This window comes from Enterobacter cloacae complex sp. SYL003, assembly GCF_049236925.1.
GTDB classification, from domain to species: domain Bacteria; phylum Pseudomonadota; class Gammaproteobacteria; order Enterobacterales; family Enterobacteriaceae; genus Enterobacter; species Enterobacter intestinihominis.
This window is the reverse complement of the sequence record NZ_JBMKJK010000004.1, coordinates 132999-155805: the sequence shown is the minus strand read 5'-3', so window position 1 is coordinate 155805 and position 22807 is coordinate 132999. Positions and strand designations below refer to the sequence as shown.

Here is a 22807-nt window from a genome sequence, read left to right as displayed (position 1 = left end):
AATTATCTTACAATTTTTCAAAATTCATTGAAATCAATAAGTTCTATGAATTATTGTAGAGCATCTACTCTTAAAAATGGCATTACCTTCAACTGACTGGCTAAACATGCGACAATGAGCGGCAAGAACGGCTTATTTATTTCGCAAAATCAGGATATTAACTGCCCATGAAGGGTAAATACAAAGCCGCAATCGCGCTATTACTGCTGCTATTTCTTGTGCCGCTGACGCTGCTGATGACGCTCGCCCAGTGGGTGCCCACGCTCGCCGGGATCTGGCTTCCCGTTGGAACACGCATCGCATTTGAAAAAAGCCCTCGGCTCACGCGCCACGCCCTGATCATCCCCGATCTCCGTTATCTGGTAGAAGAGTGCGAAATTGCCCGCGTGGAAAACGTGACCCTGTCACACCCCAGCCGCTGGGATCTGGATATTGGCGCACTTGAACTTAACTCTGTCTGCCTGAGCAAATTACCGCAATCGGCGCCGTCTACGGTGGCGCCGAAAACGCTGGCGCAGTGGCAGGCCATCCTGCCCAACACCTGGCTGACCATCCACCGTTTTACCCTTTCTCCCTGGCAGCAGTGGGAGGGTGAGCTGCATGCCTCACTGACGCCAGCCCGCCAGGACATCACCTATAAAGGCGAGCAGGTGAGCATTAAGGGGCGGTTGCGCGGCCAGACGCTCTCCATCAGCCAGTTCGATGTGCAGCTGCCGGACCAGTCGCAGCCCGTGAAGCTGGTCGGTGAATTTACCCTGCCGCTGGTGCCGGACGGCGTACCGGTGAAAGGGCATACGGTCGCGACCTTTAACGTGCCACAGTTATCCTCGCTGGTCGATGCCGATCTGGACTGGGAGGATAATCAGGGCCAGCTGGTGGTTATGGCGCGGGACAACCCCGATCCGCTGCTCGATTTACCGTGGCAGATCACCGCTCAGCAGTTGACCATCAGCGACGGGCGCTGGAACTGGTCAGCCTCCGGTATGCCGATGAGCGGTCGCATCGGCCTGAAGGTGGATAACTGGCAGCAGGGGCTGGAGAAAGCCACCTTCACGGGGCGGCTCAACGTGCTGACCCAGGGGGACGCGGGTAAGGGCAACGCGGTGCTGAATATCGGTCCCGGCTCGCTCAGTATGGAAAACAGCGCTATGCCGCTGCACCTGAGCGGGGAAGCCAAGCAAAACGATCTGATCCTGTATGCCAGACTCCCGGCGAAGCTGACCGGCAGCCTTTACGATCCGCAGCTTACGTTTGAACCCGGCGCACTATTGCGCTCGCGCGGACGCATCATTGACTCGCTGGATATCGATGAGATCCGCTGGCCGCTGGCGGGCGTGAAGCTCACGCAAAAGGGCGTGGACGGCCGCCTGCAAGCCATTCTGCGGGCGCATGAAAACGAGATGGGCAATTTTGAGCTGCATCTGGACGGCCAGGCTAACGACTTTTTACCGGACAACGGTTTGTGGCAGTGGCGCTACTGGGGTAAAGGGAACTTCACGCCGATGAACGCGCGCTGGGATGTCCGGGGAACCGGGGAGTGGCGCGACAACGTTATCGAACTGACCGATCTTTCCACGGGGTTCGACAAATTGCAGTACGGCACGATGCTGGTCAGCAAACCGCGCCTGGTGCTGGATCACCCGGTGCGCTGGTCGCGGGACCCGGATAACCCCACCTTTAGCGGTGCGCTCGCGCTCAATGCCGGCCAAACGCGCTTTTCAGGCGGAAGCGTGCTGCCGCCGTCCGTTTTGACCTTCAGCGTTGACGGGACAGACCCGACGGTGTTCCAGTTTAAAGGGAACCTTCATGCGGACGACATCGGCCCGGTCCAGGTGAATGGACGCTGGGACGGCGAACGCCTCCGCGGTCAGGCCTGGTGGCCAAAACAGTCTCTTACAGTGTTCCAGCCGCTGATCCCGCCAGACTGGAAAATGACCCTGCGCGGCGGCGAAATGTACGCGCAGGTGGCTTTCTCGGCGGCCCCCGACCAGGGGTTTGAGGCCGGGGGGCACGGCGTGCTGAAAGCGGGCAGCGCGTGGATGCCGGATAACGAAATCAACGGCGTTGATTTTGTTCTGCCGTTCCGCTTAAGCCAGGGCACCTGGTCACTGGGCACGCGCGGACCGGTAACGTTACGAATCGACGAGGTGAAAAACCTGGTCACAGCCCGAAATCTCACCGCGGATCTTCAGGGCGATTATCCCTGGACCGAAGCGAACCCGCTCCTGCTCACCAACGTGAAGGTGGAAGCGCTCGGCGGGAAAATCACCATGCAGCAGTTGAGAATGCCGCAGCACGATCCGGCTTTACTGCGCGTGGATAATATTTCCTCCAGCGAACTGATAAGCGCGGTAAATCCGAAGCAGTTTGCCATGTCCGGCCCGGTGAGCGGCGCGCTGCCGTTCTGGCTGGACAATGAGAAATGGATCATTAAAGATGGCTGGCTGACCAACCCGGGGCCGATGACGCTGCGCATCGACCAGGACACGGCGGATGCCATTGTGAAAGACAACGTGGTTGCCGGGGCGGCGATCAACTGGCTCCGCTATATGGAAATTTCGCAGTCGTGGACAAAACTCAATGTGGATAATCTGGGTGTGTTAACCATGCAGGCGGCCATTAAAGGCACCAGCCGCGTCGAGGGCAAAAGCAGTTTCGTTAACCTGAATTACACCCATGAAGAGAACATTTTTACCCTCTGGCGCAGCCTGCGCTTTGGGGACAATCTGCAAACATGGTTTGAGCAACATGCGGCGATACCCCTTCTCCGCGGTTCGACAGGCAAGGAAAGTGAGGAACAACAATGAAAAAGAGGGCTGGTGTACTCACCGTGGCCGTCGTCGCGCTGCTGTCAGGCTGCACGCCGCGCATTGAAGTGGCGGCGCCCAAAGAGCCGATCACCATCAACATGAACGTGAAAATCGAGCATGAAATCCATATCAAGGTGGATAAAGACGTCGAAGCCCTGCTGAAATCCCGCAGCGATCTGTTCTGAGGATGCCATGAAACGATTAGCTCTGATGTTACTGGCGCTGGGGATGAACGTTCACGCCGCCACGCTTACGCTCAACGATGCGCGCACCCAGGGGCGCGTAGGGGAAACCCTGAGCGGCTATCTTGCGCCCGTTCAGCACGACGCTGAAACCCTGGCGCTGGTGAACCGTATCAACGCCGCACGCACGGAAAGTTACCAGCAGCTTGCTGACAGCAATAATTTGCCCGTCGACGAGGTGGCGAAAATGGCGGGGCAAAAGCTGGTGGCCCGCGCGCAGCCGGGTGAGTACGTGAAGGGGATTAACGGCAAATGGCTGAAAAAGTAACTAGCGGTAACGCTTACGGTATTCGCCCGGCGAAACCCCGAAACGCTGCTTAAAGGCGGTGGAAAAATGGCTATGGTCGGTAAAGCCCCAGCTGTAGCCAATGCCCGCCAGCTTTTCGTCATCGCCGATGGAACGCAGCGCCTGAGCGCATAAATCGAGGCGACGGTTCTTAATATACTGCGCCACCACCAGCCCTTTCCCGGCAAACATGCGGTACAAGCTACGCACGGACATGCCGCTCTCTGAGGCTATCCACTCCGGTCTTAACGCCTCCGACTGAATATGATCGTCAATCAGGGACAGAACGTGGCGGAACTGACGCTCCTTGCGCGGCAGCACCTCGTCATGCTGCTGGAAGGCCGGACGCAGCAGACACACCATCGCCTCCAGCGCCGCTTCGCTTTCACTGGCGCTGAGATCGGCATTGCCCATGCTCTCCTGTAACAGTCGGTAGCTCAGCTGTACGGTAGGCAGACTGCGGGAGAGGGGCAGCGCGCACCTCACTTCCTGAAAACGCGCGTGTTGCTCAATGATTTGTCGCGGGAGCAGCAGCGAAATCTGGCGGGAACGCTCCTGCCAGTAAATGGAGCACGGGCGGGAGGCGTCAATCAGCGTGATATCCCCGGCTTTCAGCAGCGCGCGCTGGTCGTCCTGTTCGATTCCGGCGCTGCCTTCCAGCTGAAACACGGTGTAGAACCAGGCGTCGTTGCCGTTTTTGATCTCCTGACGGGTGCGAAACAGGTTAACGCCTGCGGCGGTCACCGTGCTCAGCTTCAGACTTTGGGTATAGCTGGTTTCCAGTTCGCCGAGAAACGCCCCCTCTAACGGACGTGCCGCAAAGCGCCCACAAACCTGGTTAATTTGCGCCAGCCACTGCTGAAAATTGTCCTGTTCGCTTGCACATGCCATTGATTTTCTCGCTGAACCGTCACTGTTTTCGCATTGTTGCATTTATGTTGCATTTTGTCAGGGCTACGAGGCTGACTATAGGAAAGAACACTCAACGGTTACAGCGATATAAGCGGGAATTATCACGATTTGCGGAGCCTGTCACAGCTGGCAAAGCGAATGTCACACAGACAAAAGCAGGAATGCGAATCCCCTCTTAGACTGCATACACACCCTGCGAAGCATAACGAAGGAGTATCCTATGTCCGAATCACACGTCGCCGTCCTGCCTGGCGTGCAGCAGTTTTTAGATCGCCAGCACGGCCTGTGGATCGAAGGGCGTCAGGCGGCATCCGATAGCGAAAAGCGTCTGAACGTCTACAACCCGGCGACCGGAGAGGTCATTGCCTCCACCGCCGATGCCAGCGTTGATGATGTCGATCGTGCGGTGATGTCTGGCTGGCGCGCCTTTGTCGCCCGAAGCTGGGCCGGGCGGCTTCCGGCAGAGCGGGAACGCATCCTGCTGCGGTTTGCGGATCTGGTGGAACAGCATGGCGAAGAGCTGGCACAGCTCGAAACCCTGGAGCAGGGGAAATCGATTAACATTTCCCGCGCCTTCGAGGTGGGCTGCACCCTGAACTGGATGCGCTACACGGCAGGGCTGACCACCAAAATTGCCGGTAAAACCCTCGATCTCTCGATTCCACTGCCGCAGGGCGCGCGTTATCAGGCGTGGACGCGTAAAGAGCCGGTTGGGGTCGTGGCGGGGATTGTGCCATGGAACTTCCCGCTGATGATTGGCATGTGGAAAGTGATGCCCGCGCTGGCGGCAGGTTGCTCCATCGTGATCAAACCCTCGGAAACCACGCCGCTCACCCTGTTACGGGTGGCGGAACTGGCGAGCGAGGCGGGGATCCCGGATGGCGTATTCAACGTGGTGACCGGCAGTGGCGCCGTCTGTGGCGCGGCACTGACCTCGCACCCGCGCATTGCCAAAGTGAGCTTTACCGGATCGACGGCGACGGGCAAGCAGATTGCCCGCGCGGCGGCGGATACGCTAACGGGCGTGACGCTGGAACTGGGCGGCAAAAACCCGGCCATCGTGCTGAAAGATGCCGATCCGGCGTGGGTGATTGAAGGGCTGATGACCGGCAGCTTCCTGAATCAGGGGCAGGTCTGCGCGGCCAGTTCACGTATATATATTGAAGCTCCGCTGTTCGACACGCTGGTCAGCGGCTTTGAACAGGCCGTGAAATCCCTGAGCGTCGGGCCGGGCATGTCGCCGGATGCGTTTATCAACCCGCTGGTGTCGCGCGCCCACTGCGATAAGGTCCAGGCGTTTCTGGATGAGGCGAAGGCGCACAATGCGGAGCTGATCGCCGGGAACCGGGGGCCAGACGGCAAAGGCTATTACGTTTCGCCAACGCTGGTGGTCAACCCGGATAATCATCTGCGACTGACGCGTGAAGAGGTCTTCGGGCCGGTGGTGAATCTGGTCCGTGTAGCTGACGGGGAAGAGGCGCTTCAGCTGGCGAACGACACTGAATACGGCTTAACGGCCAGCGTCTGGACGCAGAACATCAGTAAAGCGCTGGAGTACACCGACAGGCTACAGGCCGGAACCGTGTGGGTGAACAGCCACACGCTGATAGATGCCAACCTGCCGTTCGGCGGCATGAAGCAGTCTGGCACCGGGCGCGATTTCGGCCCCGACTGGCTGGATGGCTGGTGTGAAACCAAGTCGGTGTGTGTGCGGTATTAAAAAAACGCCGGGTGGCGGCTACGCCTTACCCGGCCTATGGGATCGAGGAAAAAGGTTGGTTTTGTAGGCAGGGTAAGCGCAGCGCCACCCGGCGTAACTTACAGCGACCACCGATTCCGCCCGGCCTCCTTCGCCCTGTACAGCGCCGCATCGGCGCGGGCGATGATTTCCGCCCCGACTGGCTGGACGGCTGGTGTGAAACCAAGTCGGTGTGTGTGCGGTATTAAAAAAACGCCGGGTGGCGGCTACGCCTTACCCGGCCTACGGGATCGAGGAAAAGGTTGGTTTTGTAGGCCGGGTAAGCGCAGCGCCACCCGGCGTAACTTACAGCGACCACCGATTCCGCCCGGCCTCCTTCGCCCTGTACAGCGCCGCATCGGCGCGGGCAATGATTTCCGCCCCGACTGGCTGGACGGCTGGTGCGAAACTAAGTCGGTGTGTGTGCGGTATTAAAAAAACGCCGGGTGGCGGCTACGCCTTACCCGGCCTACGGGAGCAAGGAAAAGGTTGGTTTTGTAGGCCGGGTAAGCGCAGCGCCACCCGGCGTAACTTACAGCGACCACCTATCCCGCCCGGACTCCTTCGCCCGATACAACGCCGCATCGGCGCGGGCGATGATTTCCGGGCCGGCCAGTCCTGGGGTATAGCCTGCAATGCCCATACTCACCGTCACACATTCACTCACCTTCGACGCGCTGTGCGCAATGGCTGCGGTGCGCAGGCCAGCCTGGATCCGCGCGGCGACTTTCTCAGCAACGCTTTCTTCACAGTCAAAGAGGATCACGACGAACTCCTCACCACCGTAGCGCGAAACCACATCCTCTGGCGTGCGCACCGAGGAGTTCAGCACCTCCGCGACCCGCGCGAGACATGCGTCTCCTGCCTGGTGACCATAGGTGTCGTTATACAGTTTGAAGTAGTCGACATCCAGCATCAGGACCGCGAAGCGTTTGCCTTGGTCCACCGCGTTTTCCAGCACCAGCTCCATCGCCCGGCGGTTGGCCGTTTTCGTCAGCGGATCCTGATGGGCCAGCGCATCCAGCCGCGAAATTAAACGCTGATTCTGCTGGTTGCGACGCCAGGCCTCTTCAAACCAGCTTAAGAGGATGTAGCGTCCGCAAACGAGAATGAACGTGAACACCACCCACAGCCCGGCAAAGCGAAGGTTCATCTCCTGATTCAGCAGCAGGCTGGCAACGGGCATGGTGATCCACAGCGGCGCGATAAAGCACACCAGCCCCACCGGATGAAAATAGAGCGCGGTCATACCGGCCATCAGCAGGGTAACGAATATCGGCCAGGGATGAGGAAGCTGTATCACGTTGATAAACCAGTAACAACTTATCGACCATAGCAGGCTACACATTAACAGCACGGCGCTGACGCCGCGGATGTGGCGCCAGGCCATTATTACCAGCGCCACGGAAAGGATGACTACCCCCAGCATGGAAGCGTCAATCATCTGTGTGAGAGGTGGGCTGACGTGTAAGAGGGTATCAATTTGGCCGAACAGGGAATTGCGCAGCAGGATCATTAGCGCAAAGCTCGCGTTGACGAAGGCGAGCCACGGCAGGTTCATGGCCAGCCCGTGGACAACCATGGCGTTACGGGTCGGCCAGGTCGCGGGCTCCGGAGTGGCGTTGTGTCTTTTTTCCATGAGAGAGAATGTCCCTGTGGCGGGCGGAAAGACCGCCCGCGAGTGCATGCCTTTACGGGGTCACAATGTTAAACCAGAATTCAAATTTATCCATGTAACCGAGCATGGCATCGAGTTTTGCGGCATCGCCCGTCACTTTGATATCGCCATTATCCTGAGCCTGTTTAAGCGTCACTTCTTTCAGGATGATTTTATTCAGCGTATCGCGGTTGAGGGTCACGGTCGCGTCAGCATCCTTCGCTTCGGCGTTCGCCGTGTGGTTCAGCACGCCATTTTCCAGCTCCAGCTTGTATTTGCCGCCGTCGCTGCCGAGGTCGATGTTAAACACCGATTTTGCATCCGCTGCTTTTTCACCGTTGATATGCACCGCCAGATAGTCAAAGAACATTTCTGGCGTCATTGCGCGCACGGTATCCGGGCTGGCGGTATTCGGGGTCGGACCTTTCACCACGCCGTTACGCAACTCCTGCGCGCCGGTCAGGTAGAAGTTACGCCATGGGCCGGATTCAGCCTGATAACCCAACTGCTCCAGGGCATCCGCTTCAAGGTTACGTGCGGCCTGGTTGTTTGGATCGGCGAACACCACTTTGCTGACCACCTGAGCCACCCAGCGATAGTTGCCCTGGTCAAAATCGGTTTTAGCTTTACTCAGGATGGCATCCGCGCCTCCCATATACTCCACAAATTTCTTCGCGGCTTCTTCAGGCGGCAGTTCATCCAGGGTTGCGGGGTTGCCGTCAAACCAGCCTAAATAGAGCACGTAGGTGGCTTTGACGTCATGACTGACTGAACCGTAATAGCCTCGGTTGGCCCAGGTATTGGCCAGGGAGTTCGGCAGCTTGAAGTTGGCGGCGATCTCGTCACGCGTCAGCCCTTCATTCGCCATGCGCAGGGTCTGGTCGTTGATGTAGCGGTAGAGGTCGCGCTGGCTTTTCAGCAGGTTAACCACATTCTCGTTGCCCCAGGTCGGCCAGTGGTGCTGCGCCATGATAACTTCGGCCTTATCACCCCAGCGTACAATTGCCTGGTTGATGTATTTCGACCATGGCAGCGGTTCACGAATTTTCGCACCGCGCAGGGAGTAGGTGTTGTGCAGGGTATGGGTAACATCTTCCGCAGATTCGATCAGCTTTTTCTCTTCGATATACCAGAGCATCTCAGAAGGCGCTTCGGAGCCCGGCGCGAGCATAAAATCATAGGTCAGGCCATCGATCACCTCTTTCTGACCATCTTTCTCGATGATATTGGTCGGGGCAATAAGGGTCACCGTCCCGGCGGAGGTGGTGGTGCCGAGACCCGCACCCACCTGGCCTTTCGCATCCGGCTTCAGCAGGTTGCCGTACATATAGCTGGCGCGGCGGCTCATGACGTTACCCGCCATGATATTTTCCGCGACGGCGGCCTCCATAAATCCGGCTGGCGCGTAGACTTTAACCTTGCCGGACTTCACGTCGGCTTCGTCCACCACGCCGCGCACGCCGCCATAGTGGTCAACGTGGCTGTGGGTGTAAATAACAGCGACGACAGGTTTCTTGCCGCGATTTTTATAGTAAAGATCCATCCCGACTTTGGCCGTCTCCGCCGACACCAGCGGGTCGACCACGGTAATACCTTCTTTACCTTCAATAATGGTCATGTTTGACAGGTCGAGGTTACGGATCTGGTACACGCCCTCGGTGACTTCAAACAGGCCGCTGATGTTAATCAGCTGGGACTGACGCCATAAGCTCGGGTTAACCGAATCGGGCGCTTTATCGCCTTCCTTGATGAAGGCGTACTGCTGTGGATCCCAGACGGTGTTGCCTTGCTCCCCTTTGATAATTTCCTGAGGTAGCGGGGCGATAAACCCTTTGTGGGCATTGGTAAAATCGGTGTTATCGGAGAAAGGAAGCTGGTTGAAGAGTGCGTTGTTGGCCTGCTGAGTTGCTGCGGTTGCATCCTTAGGGGCTTCTGCGGCCCAGGCTGAACTGGCGGAAATGAAAAAACCGGCCAGCGCAAGGCTTCTTACTATCTCATTGACTTTCATCCTAAAACCTCTCGGTTATGTATAGCGTTGTTCATGGATACTTCGATATCTACAAAATGTTTCAGATGTTGCAAAAGCATTAAGCGAAGTAACATTAACTATAATCGGGGAGTGGTATTCAGCAAGAAAGCGAATGAAAAACCGGGCATCGTGCCCGGTCAACGTGTTATTTCTGCTCTTTTTTCTTGCCGAGCGTTGGCGTCTCGTCAAAGAAGTTCCACGGCTTGAGTAACGTGTGCACCCATTCCGTCGGCATTATCGGCCACTCCTCGGCTCGGGCGACATGGGTGGTGCCGGTGGTCATCCAGATGACGTTATCCTGGTCGTTCAGCGACTCGTTATCTTTGCTGTACTGGCCGAGGCCCGTATCATGCGTGGAACGGTTCGGGTATTTTCCCTCCGGGTACATCTCGTCGGGATGGTAACGCGTCACCCACAGCTGTTTATCCATAAAGCTCAGGCGGTGATAAATCCACTCGTCCGGGGCAAACTTCGCGCCCGTCGCCACCGGGTGTGTGCCCCCCGCGTAAGGGATGATCTGATACGAGACCGGGTTGCCCATGCGGTTCTCTTTGCTGGTGTTGCTCAACAGACGGATGGTGCCCGGATCAAACTTCTGCGCCGCCTGCTGTTCGGTATCAATATCATACTGATTAACCTGCATGGTGCTGGTGCGCGGTCCGCCAGCGGTGTTCGGTTTGACGTCCGGATCCATGGCCACCAGCTTGTTGTTGATGCCGTCCACGTCCATATCCAGACGGAAGTTGTAGATGTGCTGGTGGGTGGTGCCGACAATATTATGGTCGATCAGCGTACCGTATCGGGTGTCATCCTTCGCGGTGGCATCATGCATGGTTTTCGGTCTGCACGCCTTTCACCGCTTCAATGCCCGTGGCCCCTGCATCAATGCCGATGGTGCCGTTTTCGTGGAATACCCAGTCGAAGATATAATCGTAGTTACCCACGGTGCTGACCCAGCGCACCACCAGCTCGCGGCGCTCGGTGCTGACGTTGGGTTTACCTAACTCCTGATGCTTATACTCCGGCCCGGCGTAACGCTCGAAAATGGCGATCGCCCGGGGGATCTCCATTGGCGCACCGGTATAGTCCGGGATGGTTTCGTTGAGCATCACGGCGTTAGACGGAACATCCTTGCCGCGCACCAGCGGGGAGGTCAGGGTACCCATGCCGTAGTCGCCGGAGTCCAGGTAGGCCTTAAAGTACCAGCCGATATCCGGGTCGCCGTACGGCACAATCATGCCCCCGAGCGATCCCTGATACATCACCTGTCGCTTTTTGCCGTTGTCGTTATAGGTCACGGTGGAGATCATCGGGCCGACGCGCGAGTCCAGGCTCAGATGAAAATCCCAGTTCTGCCAGTGCACCATATCCCCGGTAATGGTGTAGTTCTTGCCTTCCGGCTCGATAATCTCCAGCGGTTTTTTCACCGTTTCAACGCGGTCACGGCCATCATAAGGACGCGGGGTGAGCGGCACCGGCACGACCGGGCCTTCCTCAATCTTCTGGATTTTCTTCTGCTCAAGATCCACCACCGCAACCAGGTTTTCGATCGGGTGCGCCCAGTAGTTACCGTCGCCCACGTCGAGATAGCTGATCACTTTCAGCAGGCGGTCTTCCTGTTTCAGCCCATCCTTGCCGTCAAAAAAGCCGACGGTAAGCGGGGTGGTGATCACTTTCTTCGGATCGGTAATGCCGCGCTTTTTCAGCACGGCGGCAAACTCCGGGCTTTCATTGATGATCTGCTGCACGGTATTGAAGTCATCCAGCAGCACCATGCCGTGCGCGTCTTTGATCGGCTCCCAGCGGAGGATCTTTTTGTCCTTCAGATCCACCCGGCTTTCGATGATGCGTTTGCCGTCAAGCATAATGATATTGGCCTGGCGGGGCGCATCCACCGCCGTGCCGTTAAGCACGAAGTCCCAGACTTTGGCTTTTTCTGGCTCCGCCAGCGCAATCTGGGTAAAGCGGGTATTGGGTTTAAAATCCGCAGAGGCTTTCACGATTGCTACGGCCTGGTTGATTTCATCAGCCGTCAGCGCGTTTAACGGATGGGGGCTTTTTTCAACCTGGAATGTCTGATCAAGACCGGACTGAAAGACATCGTTGATAAAAGTCTCCGGGATATAGGCCTTATTGTTCTTCATCACCACGGGCACCTGGAGCGTCAGCGGTTTGCCGTTAACGATGGCGGTGTTGGCACCGGGTTTGACCTTCACAAAGGCACCGTCTTTAGCGATGGTGAACATCTGGGCGTAATCATCCCACTGCACGTCCGCGCCAAACGCCTGAAGCGTTTTGTCCATCGGGACCATATGCGCCTCGCTGCCGTGAGCGTAAACAGGGGATTGCCAGGCGCAACAGAGCGCAACGGCCATGGCCAGTGCCGTTCTACGGGCAGAAAAAGAAGAATTGCTTCCCATCGCAGACCTCATCTTGTTGTGTTTATTGTGTTGTGTCAGCCTTATCCTGACAGGCGCGCGCGAAAAGCGTTTGCCTGCATCTGCCAGGTTGTTTGTCAGTCTTGCCAGGTTAAAAAAAGACCGGGGGATATCACACCCCGGTCAGGTAGTTGTAGGCCGGGTAAGCGGAGCGACACCCGGCATGAAAGAGGTGCGTCAGAAGTCACCCTGCTGGCGCGCCACCAGCGTCAGAATGGAGTAAAGCGCCACGGCCTGCTGATGCTGGTTGAAGATCTCCACCGCCCATTCCACCACGCCCGTCGGTTTTTCCTCGGCAGTGCGCTGTTTCTTCAGCGTTTTACGTTTACAGGTCAGGCGCACCTGAATGGTATCGCCCGGCTTGACCGGCTCGATAAAGCGCAGGTTTTCCATGCCGTAGTTGGCAATGACCGGCCCAACCCCGGCATCGACAAACAGCCCCGCCGCGGCGGAAATCAGGAAATAACCGTGTACCACGCGCTCGCCAAAAATCGACTCCGCCGCGCCAATTTTGTCCATATGGGCATAGAAATGATCCCCACTCAGGCAGGCAAAATTCACGATATCCGCTTCCGTCAGGGTACGACGCGGGGTCAGCAGGCTGTCGCCCGGCTGTAACTCCTCGAAGTATTTACGGAAAGGATGAACGCGATCTTCCAGCACCTCCGCGCCACGGACCCACTGTTTGCCGATGGCGGCGAGCATGGACGGGCTGCCCTGAATGGCCGTGCGCTGGAGATAGTGCTTAACCGCACGCAGGCCGCCCAGCTCCTCGCCGCCGCCCGCACGTCCCGGGCCGCCGTGCACCAGCTGCGGCAGCGGTGAACCGTGGCCGGTGGATTCTTTCGAGGATTCCTGGTTGAGGATCTGAATGCGTCCGTGGGCGCGCGCGGCACCGGCAATAAATTGCCGCGCCACGTTTGAATCTGCCGTGACCAGCGTTCCCGCCAGGCTGCCGCCGCCCGCCCGCGCCAGCTGCATGGCGTGTTCACTGTTGCGGTACGGCATCAGGGTGGCGACGGGGCCAAAGGCTTCGGTGGCGTGAACGGCCGGAGTTTCGTCCGGCTGCGGGCAGAACAGCAGGGTGGGCGGGAAGAATGCGCCAGCCGCCTGCATATCGGCTTTACCACCCAGACGGATCTGGCAGCCCGCGGCAAGCAGATGATCGACTTTTTCTTGCACGTCAGCACGTTGCTCACTGTTGACGAGGGCCCCCATCTTCACCCCTTCCTGGGCCGGATCGCCGACGACCACTTTCTCCAGCCGCGCAATCAGCGCCTGGCTGACGGCGTCAACCTGCGCTTCCGGCACGATGATGCGGCGGATGGCGGTACATTTTTGCCCGGCTTTGGCGGTCATCTCGCGCACCACTTCGCGGATAAACAGCGCAAACTCCGGCTGCTCCGGCGTCACGTCCTCACCCAGCACGCAGCAGTTAAGTGAATCCGCTTCCATGGTAAACGGAATGGAATGCGCGACGATATTCGGGTGTACGCGCAGGCTCTGCCCGGTGCTGGCCGACCCGGTAAACGTCACCACGTCCTGGCTGTCGAGCTGGTTCAGCAGATCGCCCGCGCCACCACAGATCAGGCTGATGACGCCGTCCGGCACCAGTCCGCTCTCGACGATCGCTTTCACCATTGCCTGAGTCACCTGCGCGGTGGCGGTGGCGGGCTTGATGATGGCGGGCATCCCGGCAAGCCAGGTGGGCGCGAGCTTTTCCAGCATCCCCCAGCACGGGAAGTTGAACGCGTTGATATGCACCGCCACGCCGGATTTCGACGTTAACACGTGACGTGCCGCAAAGCCGCCTTCCTTCGACAGCGGGATCAGCTCATCCTCCGGCCACAGGGTATCGTCCGGCAGCTCACGGCTGCCGAGGCTTGCGTAGGTGAAGAGGGTGCCGATACCGCCTTCAATATCCACCCAGCTGTCGGTCTTCGTCGCGCCGGTCTGGGCTGACAGGGCATAAAACCGATCCTTCTGGCTCAGCAGATGTTTGGCCACCGCCTTCAGCATGGCGGCGCGCTCGATAAAGCTCATTGCGCGGAGCGCTTCTCCGCCTTGTTCAATGGCGTAACGGCGCGCGGCCGCCATATCCAGCCCTTCGCTGGTGACTTCAAATAGCGTTTCCCCACTGATGGCGTGGGTGATGGTGCGCTCGCGGCCCCGGCCTGATTGCCAGGTGCCGGACAAGAAGCTGGCTAACTGCTGCATTTCTTCTCTCCAGGTGTTTCGTGATTTCACTATAAATAGTTTGATCGCGAATCATAAAAATCAAGCTGAGTTTTAATGAATTGTTAACGTTGTGATCTCTATTGCTTAGCCTGACCACCCGAAAGCCTTGTGTCATCGGCCTTTAATGAAAAGGCTTGCGAGCGTCGTCACAAAATAATCAAACACTTCTTGGGGTTATATTTAACCTTTGTGTAACTTTTAAGAAACCAAATGATTCACCATTTTGCTGTTTGTGGTGATTTAACGAATCACAAAGGTGGTTATGTGACGCAAGAACAACGCTTTGAGCAACGCATCGCACAGGAGACGGCCATCGAGCCGCAGGACTGGATGCCGGATGCCTATCGCAAGACGCTGATCCGCCAGATTGGACAGCACGCCCACTCTGAGATTGTCGGCATGCTGCCGGAAGGAAACTGGATCACCCGCGCGCCGACGCTGCGCCGGAAAGCCATTCTGCTGGCGAAGGTTCAGGACGAAGCCGGACACGGCCTGTACCTCTACAGCGCGGCGGAAACGCTGGGCTGCGCCCGGGAGGACATCTATCAAAAGATGCTCGACGGCAAGATGAAATACTCCTCCATCTTCAACTATCCGACCCTGAGCTGGGCCGATATCGGCGTCATTGGCTGGCTGGTGGACGGGGCGGCCATTGTGAACCAGGTGGCGCTGTGCCGTACGTCTTACGGCCCGTACGCCCGGGCGATGGTGAAAATCTGTAAAGAAGAGAGCTTCCACCAGCGTCAGGGTTTTGAGGCCTGTATGGCGCTGGCGCAGGGCAGCGAAGCCCAGCGGCAGATGTTGCAGGACGCCATCAACCGTTTCTGGTGGCCCGCGCTGATGATGTTCGGACCCAACGACGACAACTCCCCAAACAGCGCCCGCAGTCTCGCCTGGAAGATCAAACGCTTTGGCAACGATGAGCTTCGCCAGCGCTTCGTGGACAACACGGTGCCTCAGGTGGAGATGCTTGGCATGACCGTGCCGGATCCCGACCTGCGTTTCGATGAAGAGAGCGGCCACTACCGCTTCGGCGAAATCGACTGGCACGAATTTGACGAGGTGATCAACGGGCGCGGGATATGCAACCACGAACGTCTGGCCGCAAAACGTAAAGCCTGGGACGACGGCGCATGGGTGCGTGAAGCCGCTCTTGCCCACGCGGAAAAACAACGCGCCCGCCTGGCCGCATAAGAGGAATCAACCATGAGCAATGTTTACTGGCCGTTATACGAAGTTTTTGTCCGTTCGAAGCAGGGGCTGTCGCACCGCCATGTGGGCAGCCTTCACGCTGCCGACGACCGCATGGCGCTGGAAAACGCGCGCGATGCCTATACCCGCCGCAGCGAAGGCTGCTCTATCTGGGTGGTGAAGGCGAGTGAAATCGTCGCTTCCCAGCCGGAAGAGAGCGGGGAGTTTTTCGATCCGGCGGAAAGCAAGGTCTACCGCCATCCGACGTTTTACACCATCCCTGATGGCATTGAGCATATGTGAGGTTGGGGATGAACAACGTATCTGCTTATGCCCTGCGTCTGGGTGACAACGGTCTGGTGCTCTCACAGCGTCTGGGCGCCTGGTGCGGCCATGCGCCGGAGCTGGAAATTGACCTGGCGCTCGCCAATATCGGCCTTGATCTGCTCGGGCAGGCGCGCAATTTCCTGACCTACGCCGCTGAACGGGAGGGTAAGGGTGATGAAGACACCCTGGCCTATGGCCGCGATGAGCGTCAGTTCCGCAATCTGCTGCTGGTGGAACAGCCAAACGGCAGCTTCGCCGACACCATTGCCCGTCAGTATCTGATGGATGCGTGGAACGTAGCGCTGTACGAACGGTTGATCCACAGCAGCGACAGTCAGCTTGCCGCCATCGCGGCAAAAGCCATTAAAGAGGCGCGCTATCACCTGCGTTTTAGCCGCGGCTGGCTGGTGCGGCTGGGGGACGGGACAGAAACCTCCTCACAGAAAATGCAGCAGGCGGTGGATAGCCTGTGGCGCTTTACGGCTGAATTGTTCGACGCCGACGACGTCGAGCTGGCGCTGGTTGACACCGACGTGGCGGTTGATCCGCGCGCCCTGCGGGAACCGTGGGAGCGCGAAGTGTTTGCCGGGCTGGCGGAAGCTACCCTCCGCGTGCCCGAGGAAGTGGCGTATCGCACGGGCGGCAAGAAGGGGCTACATACTGAACACCTCGGACCGATGCTGGCTGAGATGCAGTATCTCCAGCGCGTTTACCCCGACCAGCAGTGGTAAAGGAGAACGCTATGCAACGCCTCGTCGACATTGCGCCTGCCCAAATCCCGCAGATTTGGGCGCTGTTAAGCCAGATCCCCGACCCGGAAGTGCCGGTGCTGACCATCACCGACTTAGGCATGGTGCGCAGCGTGAAGGCGCAGGGGGAAGGCTGGGTTATAGGCTTCACGCCAACCTATTCGGGCTGTCCGGCAACGGAGCATCTGCTGGGGGCGATCCGCGAAACTCTGACCGGGAACGGCTTTTCCCCGGTACATATTCTGCTGCAACTGGAGCCCGCCTGGACCACCGACTGGATGACCGACGATGCCCGCAGGCGCCTGCGGGAATATGGCATCAGCCCGCCTGTCGGCCATAGCTGCCATGCCCACGTTCCCGCGGAGGTGAGCTGCCCGCGCTGTGCGAGCACCGATACCTCGCTCATCAGTGAATTTGGTTCCACGGCCTGCAAAGCGCTCTACCGCTGCAACACCTGCCGTGAGCCCTTCGACTATTTCAAATGTATTTGAGGCTGCCATGACAACGTTTCATTCATTAACAGTGGCAAAAGTGGAACCTGAAACCCGCGACGCGGTGACCATTACCTTCGCGGTGCCGCAGGCGTTACAGGAGGCGTACCGCTTCCGTCCCGGTCAGCATTTGACCCTGAAAGCCAGTCCTGGCGGGGATGAACTGCGCCGCTGCTACTCCATCTGCCGGAGCACCGCGTGCGGTGAGATCAGCGTGGCGGTCAAAGCCATCGAGGGCGGACGTTTTTCCCGCTATGCCCGGGACGAAATCAAACCGGGCATGGCGCTGGAGGTGATGGTTCCCCAGGGGCATTTTGGCTACCAGCCGCAGGCCGAACGCGAAGGTCACTATCTGGCGATTGCCGCCGGGTCCGGGATCACCCCGATGCTGGCGATTATGTCCGCTACGCTGGCCACTGAAGCCCACAGCCACTTCACCCTGATTTACGGTAACCGCAGCAGCCAGAGCATGATGTTCCGCCGGGCGCTGGCGGACCTGAAAGATAAATACCCGCAGCGTTTGCAGCTGATCTCCATCTTCAGCCAGGAGACGCTCGACAGCGATCTGCTCCATGGCCGTATTGACGGGGAAAAGCTCCAGGCGCTGGCAAAAACGCTGGTGAATTTCCGCCAGTACGATGAAGCCTTCATCTGCGGCCCGTCGGCGATGATGGACGAGGCTGAGGCGGCGCTGAAAGCGCTGGGTATGCCGGAAAAAGCGATCCATCTTGAACGCTTTAACACGCCGGGAACCCCCGTTAAACGGACAGTCAGCGTGCAGGCCGACGGGCAGAAGGTCACCGTCCGTCAGGACGGGCGCGACAGGGAGATCACCCTGACGGCGGACGACGAGAGCATTCTTGACGCGGCCCTGCGTCAGGGGGCAGATCTGCCTTACGCCTGCAAGGGCGGCGTGTGCGCCACCTGCAAATGCAAAGTGCTTCGCGGGGAGGTGGACATGGCGACCAACTACAGCCTGGAGCCGGACGAGCTGGCCGCAGGCTATGTGCTGAGCTGTCAGGCGCTGCCGTTAACCGCTGACGTTATCGTCGATTTTGATGCGAAGGGGATGGCATGAGCGAACTGATTGTCACCCGTCATGGCCGCGTGTTGCAGCTGACGCTTAACCGTCCGGCGGCGCGCAACGCGCTCAACAATGCGCTGCTCACGCAAATCGCGGAGCAGCTTGAAGCCGCCGCCGCGGATGCGGAGATCGCCGTCTGTGTGATTTACGGCAACGAACGCTGCTTTGCCGCCGGGGCCGATCTCAACGAAATGGCGGAGAAAGACCTGCCCGCCACACTGAACGATATCCGCCCGCAGCTGTGGGCGCGGATAAACGCCTTCACCAAACCGCTGATTGCCGCCGTGAACGGCTACGCGCTGGGGGCAGGCTGTGAGCTGGCGCTGCTCTGCGACGTGGTGATTGCCGGTGATAACGCCCGCTTTGGCCTGCCGGAAATCACCCTCGGGATCATGCCGGGCGCAGGCGGCACACAGCGGCTAATCCGTAGCGTGGGCAAATCGCTGGCCAGCAAAATGGTGCTGACGGGCGAAAGCATCACGGCGGTTCAGGCGCACAGCGCCGGGCTGGTCAGTGACGTTTACCCGGCCTCGCTGACGCTGGAGTACGCCCTGAAGCAGGCGGCGCTGATGGCGCGCCACTCGCCGCTGGCGTTACAGGCGGCGAAGCAGGCGCTTCGCCAGTCGCAGGAAGTGCCGCTTCAGGCCGGGCTGGCGCAGGAGCGTCAGCTGTTTGCGCTGCTCGCGGCCACAGACGATCGCCGGGAAGGTATCAACGCCTTTTTACAAAAACGCACCCCAGACTTTAAAGGACGCTAATTGTGGAATTTATTCTGAGCCATGTTGAGCAGGGCGTAATGACCATTACGCTGAACCGCCCGGAGCGCCTGAACAGCTTTAACGACGTCATGCACCAGCAGCTTTCCGAATGCCTGAAGCAGGCCGAGCGCGATGACGCCATCCGCTGCCTGCTGATCACCGGGGCAGGACGCGGTTTCTGCGCCGGGCAGGATCTCAACGACCGTAACGTGGACCCGACCGGCCCCGCGCCGGATCTGGGCATGTCCGTTGAGACTTTTTACAACCCGCTAGTGCGTCGCCTGGCAAAACTGCCGAAGCCGGTGATTTGCGCGGTTAACGGCGTGGCGGCGGGGGCAGGTGCCACGCTGGCCCTCGGCTGTGACATGGTGATTGCGGCCCGTTCAGCCAGCTTTGTGATGGCCTTCAGCAAGCTCGGGCTGGTACCGGACTGCGGCGGAACCTGGCTGCTGCCGCGCGTGACCGGACGCGCCCGCGCCATGGGGCTGGCATTGCTGGGCGACAAGCTCAGCGCCGAGCAGGCACAGGCCTGGGGAATGATCTGGCAGGTGGTGGACGACGAGCAGCTCTCCGCCACCGCACAGCAGATGGCGCTGCATTTTGCCTCGCAGCCGACCTATGGCCTGGGCTTGATCAAGCAGGCAATCAACGCCGCCGAAACCAACACCCTCGACGCCCAGCTTGATCTGGAGCGCGACTATCAACGTCTGGCCGGACGCAGCGACGACTACCGGGAAGGCGTCAGCGCGTTCCTGGCAAAACGCGCGCCGAACTTTACGGGGAAATAAGATGGTGAATATCCATACGGTCGCCGTCATTGGCAGCGGCACCATGGGCGCCGGGATTGCCGAAGTGGCAGCCAGCCACGGTCATCCGGTTCTGGTGTACGACATTGACGCTGCGGCGATTTCCCGCGCCGTCGACGGCATTCGCCAGCGGCTGTCCTCTCGCGTTGCGCGCGGAAAACTCTCTGCCGACGCCGGGGAACAGATCCTCGCCCGCCTGACGCCGGTGACGAATATCGGTGCTCTGGCGAAAGCCGAACTGGTGATCGAGGCGGCCTCCGAGCGGCTTGAAGTGAAAAAGGCGCTGTTTACCCAGCTGGCAGAGGTTTGTCCGCCGCAGACGCTACTCGCCAGCAATACCTCGTCCATTTCCGTTACCGCGATTGCGGCGGAGATAAACCACCCTGAACGCGTCGCCGGGCTGCACTTCTTCAATCCTGCCCCGGTGATGAAGCTGGTGGAGGTGGTCAGCGGGCTGGCGACCTCACCCGAAGTGGCCGATGCGCTGTGCGAGCTGGCGCTGAGCTGGGGAAAGCAGCCGGTACGCTGCCAGTCCACGCCGGGGTTTATCGTCAACCGCGTAGCGCGTCCTTTCTACTCGGAAGCCTGGCGCGCGCTGGAAGAGCAGGTGGCAGCGCCCGAGGTGATCGACGCCGCCCTGCGAGACGGCGGGGGTTTCCCGATGGGGCCGCTTGAGCTGACGGACATGATTGGTCAGGACGTCAACTTTGCCGTGACCTGCTCCGTATTTAACGCCTTCTGGCAGGAGCGTCGTTTTTTGCCGTCGCTGGTGCAGCAGGAGCTGGTGCTGGCGGGGCGTCTGGGTAAGAAAAGCGGGCAGGGCGTTTACCGCTGGCAGGAGGACAAACCCGCCGTCAGCTGGCTCGCCCCGGTCAGCCACAGCTTCAGCCCGATGCGCGCACAGCGAAGAAGTGACGGTGTCACGGAAATTGACGATATGTTGCTGATCGAAACGCAGGGTGAAACCGCGCAGTCGCTGGCGCTGCGCCACGGCTGTCCGGTGGTGGTGGTCGACCGCATCGAGCGGGATGTGGCCGTTATAGCCGCCGCGCCCGGCAACCCGCACGCCGCCACGCAGAAAGCCATTTACTGGTTGCAGCACCAGGAGAAACGTGTGGTCCAGATTGCGGATTACCCCGGCCTGCTGATCTGGCGCACGGTGGCGATGATTGCCAACGAAGCGCTGGATGCCCTGCAAAAAGGGGTCGCCAGTGAGCAAGACATCGATACCGCCATGCGCTTAGGGGTCAACTATCCCTGCGGCCCCATCGCCTGGGGCGAGCGCCTTGGCTGGCAGCGTCTGTTAACGCTGCTGGAGAACCTGCAACGTCACTACGGCGAGGAACGTTATCGCCCCTGTTCACTGCTGCGCCAGCGTGCGCTTCTGGAGACGTAGTTATGAGTCATAACGCCTGGCATAACGCCCGCGCGATGTACGAACGGGACGCCTGCGCGCAGGCGATGGGGATGGACATTATCGAGATGGGCGAGGGCTACGCGGTGGTGACCATGACCATCACCCCGCAGATGCTTAACGGGCATAAAACCTGCCACGGCGGACAGCTATTCTCGCTGGCCGATACCGCCTTTGCCTACGCCTGCAACAGTCAGGGGCTGGCGGCGGTGGCCTCAGGCTGCGCCATCGATTTTCTGCGTCCGGGCTTTGCTGGCGATAAGCTGACCGCTACCGCGCGGGTGAAGCATCAGGGCAAACTGACCGGCGTCTACGACATCGAAATTCAGAATCAACAACAGAAAACCGTCGCTCTTTTTCGCGGGAAATCCCACCGCACCGGCGGCAGTGTGACAGGAGAAGCCTGATGCGTAACGCATTTATTTGTGAGGGTGTGCGTACCCCGGTCGGTCGCTACGGTGGAGGATTATCCAGCCTGCGTGCCGATGACTTAGGGGCCGTTCCGCTGCGTGCGCTGCTGGCGCGTTACCCGCAGCTCGATCTGGAGCGCATAGATGACGTGATCTTCGGCTGCGCAAATCAGGCCGGAGAGGATAACCGCAACGTGGCGCGCATGTCGTCGCTGCTGGCCGGGCTGCCGCAGACCGTTTCCGGTACCACCATTAACCGCCTGTGCGGCTCCGGTCTGGATGCCCTTGGCTTTGCGGCGCGCGCCATTAAGGCCGGGGATGGCGATCTGCTGATCGCCGGTGGCGTCGAATCCATGTCCCGTGCGCCGTTCGTGATGGGTAAAGCCACCGCGGCGTTTCAGCGTCAGGCGGAGATCTTCGATACCACCATCGGCTGGCGATTTGTGAATCCGCTCATGCATCAGCAATACGGAACTGACAGCATGCCGGAAACGGCAGAGAATGTAGCGGAATTGTTAAATATAAGCCGTGCCGATCAGGACGCATTTGCCTTGCGCAGCCAGCAGCGCACCGCGCTGGCGCAGCAGAATGGCGTTCTGGCGCAGGAGATAATCCCGGTACAGGTAACGGGGAAAAAAGGCGCGGTAACGGAAGTGAGCGTAGACGAGCATCCGCGCGCCGAAACCACCCTTGAACAGCTTGCCGCGCTGAAAGCCCCGTTTCGCAAGAACGGTGTGGTGACGGCGGGGAACGCCTCTGGCGTCAACGACGGGGCGGCGGCGCTGATTATCGCCAGCGAGCCGATGGCGCTTGCCCAGGGGTTAACCCCGCGCACCCGCATTGTGGCCATGGCGACCGCGGGCGTCGAGCCGCGTCTGATGGGATTAGGCCCGGTTCCCGCCACCCGTAAGGTGCTGGAACGTGCCGGACTCAGTATCACCGATATGGACGTCATTGAGCTTAACGAAGCCTTCGCCGCACAGGCGCTGGGGGTGCTGCGTCAGCTGGGCTTGCCGGATGACGCGGAGCATGTCAACCCGAACGGCGGAGCGATCGCGCTAGGTCATCCGCTGGGAATGAGCGGTGCCAGACTGGCGCTGGCCGCGAGCAATGAATTGCACCGACGCGGCGGGCGCTACGCGCTGTGTACGATGTGCATCGGTGTGGGTCAGGGCATTGCCATGATCCTTGAGCGTGTTTGAGCGAACAATAATGTGAGTACCCTGC

Annotated in this window: 18 protein-coding genes and 2 pseudogenes; 15 read left to right on the top strand and 5 right to left on the bottom strand. The window is 59.3% G+C overall.

Annotation, left to right across the window (positions count from 1 at the left end):
- The first annotated feature begins 167 nt into the window (after positions 1–167).
- From ACOT1A_RS06955 to ACOT1A_RS06945, 3 genes are read left to right on the top strand one after another with little or no spacing between them, the layout of a single operon-like run.
- Positions 168–2807: a YdbH family protein gene (locus ACOT1A_RS06955; RefSeq protein ID WP_276170336.1), complete on the top strand. Its 2640-nt coding sequence runs from the start codon at positions 168–170 to the stop codon at positions 2805–2807.
- Positions 2804–2995 carry a YnbE family lipoprotein gene (locus ACOT1A_RS06950; RefSeq protein WP_003857369.1) on the top strand — a complete coding sequence of 64 codons (192 nt, stop codon included), beginning with the start codon at positions 2804–2806 and terminating at the stop codon, positions 2993–2995. Before ACOT1A_RS06955 ends, ACOT1A_RS06950 begins: the two co-directional genes overlap by 4 nt.
- A 7-nt stretch (positions 2996–3002) precedes the next feature.
- Positions 3003–3320 carry a YdbL family protein gene (locus ACOT1A_RS06945; protein ID WP_022648010.1) on the top strand — a complete coding sequence of 106 codons (318 nt, stop codon included), beginning with the start codon at positions 3003–3005 and terminating at the stop codon, positions 3318–3320.
- Here the strand turns inward: ACOT1A_RS06945 and feaR are convergent, their stop codons facing one another.
- Entirely contained in the window at positions 3321–4229 is a 909-nt protein-coding gene (gene feaR, locus ACOT1A_RS06940) for a transcriptional regulator FeaR (protein WP_023300024.1), read from the bottom strand.
- Positions 4230–4470: 241 nt separating this feature from the next.
- Between feaR and ACOT1A_RS06935 the strand changes: the two genes are divergently transcribed.
- Both ACOT1A_RS06935 and ACOT1A_RS06930 read left to right on the top strand, forming a co-directional pair.
- Complete coding sequence (locus tag ACOT1A_RS06935; protein WP_022648012.1) at positions 4471–5970, top strand: aldehyde dehydrogenase family protein; 1500 nt, start codon at positions 4471–4473, stop codon at positions 5968–5970.
- Between the two features lie 152 nt (positions 5971–6122).
- Positions 6123–6197 (top strand): annotated as a pseudogene (locus tag ACOT1A_RS06930) (hypothetical protein); the annotation flags it as partial.
- Between the two features lie 323 nt (positions 6198–6520).
- Here ACOT1A_RS06930 and ACOT1A_RS06925 read toward each other — a convergent pair.
- From ACOT1A_RS06925 to paaZ, 4 genes and pseudogenes are all read right to left on the bottom strand, one after another.
- Positions 6521–7627: a GGDEF domain-containing protein gene (locus tag ACOT1A_RS06925; protein WP_276170337.1), complete on the bottom strand. Its 1107-nt coding sequence runs from the start codon at positions 7625–7627 to the stop codon at positions 6521–6523.
- 52 nt (positions 7628–7679) lie between these two features.
- A complete protein-coding gene (locus ACOT1A_RS06920; RefSeq protein ID WP_022648014.1) occupies positions 7680–9653 on the bottom strand; it encodes an alkyl/aryl-sulfatase in 1974 nt (657 codons plus the stop codon).
- 166 nt (positions 9654–9819) lie between these two features.
- Positions 9820–12094, bottom strand: a pseudogene (gene tynA, locus ACOT1A_RS06915) (primary-amine oxidase).
- Between the two features lie 195 nt (positions 12095–12289).
- On the bottom strand, positions 12290–14329 hold the full coding sequence (gene paaZ / locus ACOT1A_RS06910; RefSeq protein WP_276170338.1) for a phenylacetic acid degradation bifunctional protein PaaZ: 2040 nt from the start codon (positions 14327–14329) through the stop codon (positions 12290–12292).
- A gap of 285 nt (positions 14330–14614) precedes the next feature.
- Here paaZ and paaA point away from each other — a divergent pair, with 285 nt between their 5' ends.
- From paaA to pcaF, 10 genes are read left to right on the top strand one after another with little or no spacing between them, the layout of a single operon-like run.
- Positions 14615–15544, top strand: a complete 930-nt coding sequence (paaA, locus tag ACOT1A_RS06905) for a 1,2-phenylacetyl-CoA epoxidase subunit PaaA (RefSeq protein ID WP_155018868.1) — start codon at positions 14615–14617, stop codon at positions 15542–15544.
- A 12-nt stretch (positions 15545–15556) separates the two neighbouring features.
- Complete coding sequence (paaB, locus tag ACOT1A_RS06900) at positions 15557–15844, top strand: 1,2-phenylacetyl-CoA epoxidase subunit PaaB (RefSeq protein ID WP_003857353.1); 288 nt, start codon at positions 15557–15559, stop codon at positions 15842–15844.
- 8 nt (positions 15845–15852) lie between these two features.
- Positions 15853–16599, top strand: coding sequence for a 1,2-phenylacetyl-CoA epoxidase subunit PaaC (gene paaC, locus ACOT1A_RS06895; RefSeq protein ID WP_045309009.1), 747 nt, complete (start codon positions 15853–15855; stop codon positions 16597–16599).
- Positions 16600–16610: 11 nt separating this feature from the next.
- A complete protein-coding gene (paaD, locus tag ACOT1A_RS06890; protein ID WP_032624316.1) occupies positions 16611–17108 on the top strand; it encodes a 1,2-phenylacetyl-CoA epoxidase subunit PaaD in 498 nt (165 codons plus the stop codon).
- A 7-nt stretch (positions 17109–17115) separates the two neighbouring features.
- Positions 17116–18186 (top strand): 1,2-phenylacetyl-CoA epoxidase subunit PaaE, encoded by a 1071-nt coding sequence (gene paaE / locus ACOT1A_RS06885; protein WP_063149991.1) that lies wholly within the window; start codon positions 17116–17118, stop codon positions 18184–18186.
- Positions 18183–18950: a 2,3-dehydroadipyl-CoA hydratase PaaF gene (gene paaF, locus ACOT1A_RS06880; RefSeq protein ID WP_199008595.1), complete on the top strand. Its 768-nt coding sequence runs from the start codon at positions 18183–18185 to the stop codon at positions 18948–18950. The genes paaE and paaF overlap by 4 nt, the downstream gene beginning before the upstream one ends.
- Entirely contained in the window at positions 18950–19738 is a 789-nt protein-coding gene (gene paaG / locus ACOT1A_RS06875) for a 2-(1,2-epoxy-1,2-dihydrophenyl)acetyl-CoA isomerase PaaG (RefSeq protein WP_108367520.1), read from the top strand. Before paaF ends, paaG begins: the two co-directional genes overlap by 1 nt.
- Before the next feature lies 1 nt (position 19739).
- Positions 19740–21152, top strand: a complete 1413-nt coding sequence (paaH, locus tag ACOT1A_RS06870) for a 3-hydroxyacyl-CoA dehydrogenase PaaH (RefSeq protein WP_276170340.1) — start codon at positions 19740–19742, stop codon at positions 21150–21152.
- A gap of 2 nt (positions 21153–21154) precedes the next feature.
- Positions 21155–21577 (top strand): hydroxyphenylacetyl-CoA thioesterase PaaI, encoded by a 423-nt coding sequence (paaI, locus tag ACOT1A_RS06865; protein WP_023300032.1) that lies wholly within the window; start codon positions 21155–21157, stop codon positions 21575–21577.
- A complete protein-coding gene (gene pcaF, locus ACOT1A_RS06860; RefSeq protein ID WP_171935803.1) occupies positions 21577–22782 on the top strand; it encodes a 3-oxoadipyl-CoA thiolase in 1206 nt (401 codons plus the stop codon). The genes paaI and pcaF overlap by 1 nt, the downstream gene beginning before the upstream one ends.
- The last annotated feature ends 25 nt before the right edge of the window (positions 22783–22807 follow it).